The 2,852-nt window shown below is 64.0% G+C and carries 2 protein-coding genes; both read left to right on the forward strand.

What is annotated here, in order from left to right:
- The coding region (locus tag ACYVD0_RS11530) for an efflux RND transporter periplasmic adaptor subunit (protein ID WP_460426946.1) at nt 1–922 on the forward strand (922 nt) is incomplete at its 5' end.
- A partial coding sequence (locus ACYVD0_RS11535; protein WP_460426947.1) for an efflux RND transporter permease subunit occupies nt 919–2,852 on the forward strand: 1,934 nt, incomplete at its 3' end. The genes ACYVD0_RS11530 and ACYVD0_RS11535, both read left to right, overlap by 4 nt.

Genomic DNA, 2,852 nt, shown 5'->3' on the forward strand with positions numbered 1-2,852 from the left:
CTTTCGCGTCTCCGGCAAGGTGCTGGAGCGGCTTGTGGATACGGGGCAAACTGTCAAACGCGGCCAGGCACTCATGCGCATCGATCCCGTCGATCTGAAGCTCGCCGCGCATGCGCAGCGCGAAGCGGTCGCCGCTGCGCGAGCGCGGGCGCAGCAAACGGCTGAGGATGAAGCCCGCTACCGCAACCTGCGCGGAACCGGCGCGATATCGGCTTCGGCCTACGATCAGGTCAAGGCTGCGGCGGATGCCGCCAAGGCCCAGCTCAGTGCGGCCGAGGCCCAGGCTGAAGTTGCCCTCAACGCGACCCGTTATGCCGAGTTGGTGGCCGATGCCGATGGCATCGTCATGGAAACGCTGGTCGAACCCGGCCAAGTCGTCAGCGCTGGACAAGTCGTGGTGCGCGTGGCTCATGCCGGACCCCGTGAAGCGGTTATCCAGTTGCCGGAAACCCTGCGCCCTGCGGTCGGTTCCGCCGCACAGGCCACGCTCTTCGGTAAAGAGGACGTTAGCGTTCCGACCAAGCTCCGGCAGCTATCGGATGCCGCAGACCGACTGACCCGCACCTTCGAGGCGCGGTATGTGCTGGAAGGGGAACTGGCCAACGCGCCGTTGGGCACCACGGTCACCCTCCAGATCCCGGATGGGCATTCCTCCGTGCAAGGCGGCTTGCAGGTGCCGATCGGCTCCCTGTACGACGCAGGGAAGGGGCCAGGGGTATGGGTGATCCATGGCGAGCCGGCAAAAGTCTACTGGCAACCGGTCGCGGTCCAGAACCTGGACGATGAGGGTGCGCGCATCACCGGTCAGCTCAAGCAAGGCGAGCGGATAGTCGCGCTCGGCGCGCACCTGCTGCGCGATGGCCAGCAGGTGCGGGTGGCTGGTCAAGCCGCCGTCGCTACGGCCGAGGGAGTCCGCCCGTGAGCGAAGGCCGTTTCAACCTGTCCGCGCTCGCCGTCCGTGAGCGCTCCATCACCTTGTTCCTGGTCTGTCTGATCTCGTTGGCCGGGCTCATTGCCTTCTTCAAGTTGGGTCGGGCGGAAGACCCGGCTTTCACGGTCAAGGTGATGACCATCGTTACCGCCTGGCCCGGGGCCACCGCACAGGAAATGCAGGACCAAGTCGCCGAGAAGATCGAAAAGCGCCTGCAGGAGCTGCGCTGGTACGACCGCACCGAGACCTACACAAGACCCGGCTTGGCCTTCACAACCTTGACGTTGCTCGACAGCACACCGCCTTCGGAAGTGCAGGAAGAGTTCTACCAGGCCCGCAAGAAAGTCGGCGACGAGACAAAGGATCTTCCGTCTGGCGTGATCGGGCCGATGGTCAACGACGAATACTCGGATGTCACCTTTGCCCTGTTCGCGCTCAAAGCCAAGGGAGAACCGCAGCGCTTGCTGGTACGCGACGCGGAGATGCTACGCCAACGGCTGCTGCACGTGCCGGGCGTGAAGAAGGTCAACATCGTCGGCGAGCAGTCCGAGCATATCTATGTCGAGTTCTCGCATGAACGCCTGGCAACGCTGGGCGTCGGCCCGCAGGAGGTGTTCGCCGCGCTCAATAGCCAGAATGCCCTGACGCCGGCTGGCTCCGTGGAAACCAAGGGACCGCAGGTGTTCATTCGCCTGGACGGCGCATTCGACGAATTGCAGAAGATTCGCGACACGCCGATTGTGGCGCAGGGCCGCACGCTGAAGCTGTCGGACATCGCCGCTGTCAAGCGTGGCTATGAAGACCCGGCTACGTTCATGATTCGCAACGGCGGCGAACCTGCCCTGCTGCTGGGCATCGTCATGCGCGAAGGCTGGAACGGTCTCGACCTGGGCAAGGCGCTGGACAGCGAGGTGCGTGCGATAAACGCCGAGCTGCCGCTGGGCATGAGCCTGAGCAAGGTCACGGATCAGGCCGTCAACATCAGCTCGGCGGTCGATGAGTTCATGGTCAAGTTCTTCGTCGCGCTGCTGGTGGTCATGCTGGTGAGCTTTATCAGCATGGGCTGGCGTGTAGGCGTGGTGGTCGCCGCGGCCGTGCCGCTGACGCTGGCGGTGGTCTTCGTGGTGATGGCCGCGATCGGCAAGAACTTCGACCGCATCACCCTGGGCTCCCTGATCCTGGCCCTGGGCCTGTTGGTGGACGACGCCATCATCGCCATCGAAATGATGGTGGTGAAGATGGAGGAAGGCTACAGCCGCATCGCCGCTTCCGCCTATGCCTGGAGCCATACCGCCGCGCCGATGCTGTCGGGCACGCTGGTGACGGCCGTGGGCTTCATGCCCAATGGCTTCGCCCGCTCCACGGCGGGCGAATACACCAGCAACATGTTCTGGATCGTCGGCATCGCACTGGTTGCGTCGTGGCTGGTGGCGGTGGTTTTCACGCCCTACTTCGGCGTCAAGCTGCTGCCCGACTTCGAAAAGGTCGAAGGCAGCCACGACGCGCTCTACGATACGCCGCGCTACAACCGCTTCCGTCAATTTCTGGAGCGCGTCATCGCGCGCAAGTGGCTGGTCGCCGGTGCAGTGGTTGGCCTTTTCGTCGTGGCCATACTCGGCATGGGGTTGGTCAAGAAGCAGTTCTTTCCGATCTCCGACCGCCCCGAAGTGCTGGTCGAGGTGCAGATGCCCTACGGCACCTCGATCGCCCAGACCAGCGCCGCCACGGCGAAGGTGGAAGCCTGGCTGGCCGAGCAGGACGAAGCCAGGATCGTCACGGCTTACGTCGGCCAGGGCGCGCCGCGCTTCTATATGGCTATGGGGCCGGAACTGCCTGATCCGTCATTTGCCAAGATCGTGGTCCGTACGGACAACCAGGACGAGCGCGAGGCGTTGAAACAGCGGTTGCGCAAGGCGATTTC

It is taken from the genome of Azotobacter armeniacus (genome assembly GCF_054779355.1).